This window comes from Aequorivita lipolytica (assembly GCF_007997135.1).
GTDB classification, from domain to species: Bacteria; Bacteroidota; Bacteroidia; order Flavobacteriales; family Flavobacteriaceae; genus Aequorivita; species Aequorivita lipolytica.
Genome location: NZ_VORU01000043.1, coordinates 1 through 733 on the forward strand (window position 1 = coordinate 1; position 733 = coordinate 733).

Annotated in this window: 1 protein-coding gene; it reads right to left on the reverse strand. The window is 37.2% G+C overall.

Going from position 1 to position 733, the window contains the following annotated elements:
• Entirely contained in the window at positions 1–612 is a 612-nt protein-coding gene (locus tag ESV24_RS15200) for a porin family protein (RefSeq protein ID WP_146951089.1), read from the reverse strand.
• Between the last annotated feature and the right edge of the window lie 121 nt (positions 613–733).

A 733-nucleotide genomic window follows, 5' to 3' on the forward strand; every position in this document is an offset into this window, starting at 1 on the left:
TTAAAACGAATATCCCGCTGATACTTGAAAAACATTGTTTTGGTTTTTCCCATTATAACCATCGATGTCGTTAACATCCAACAATCCCTTATTATAACGAAGGCTAAAGAAAACCCCCATATTTAAGCGATAGGAAGCACCTATGGCAAAAGCAGCGTCAAAACCCTTATAGTTATCTTTGGAGTCCACTCTTACCGTTGCTTCTTCACTAGCATTATATTCGTCCTCTTCGGCAGAAACCAGAACACTAAATACAGGTCCCGCTTCGGCACTCAAACCTTCTATGATATAGAATTTCGCCAAAACGGGAACATTTATATAGTCTAGTTTTACATCTCCATTAAAGGAAACAAAAGTTCCGTTATAATAATCAAAACTGCTACCCTGGGAAGAATACAAAATCTCAGGCTGCAATGAGAACTTGCCAACCAATGGAATTTCCACCAAACCGCCTATATGGAAACTTACTCGAGTATTAAGACCGCCATAAAAGGTGTCACCTCCTAGCGAGGCAACGTTTAAACCTGCCTTCGCACCAAGACGGAATTCCTGAGATTGAGCAATAGAAGCTGAAAGTAACGTGATTATTGTAAAAATAAATAGCTTTTTCATAGTGTGAGGTTTTAAAATTACACTATTGAAGGTAATTCAAATTATGATATGCGTAACATTTGAAAAATAAAAAAAGCAGGACGATGTCCTGCTTTTGTAAAAATGTTTAAATAGGGTTCTA

Excerpts from the sequence above, each read along its gene's own strand:
- ESV24_RS15200 (WP_146951089.1), bottom strand. The coding sequence starts at position 612 with ATGAAAAAGCTATTTATTTTTACAATAATCACGTTACTTTCAGCTTCT.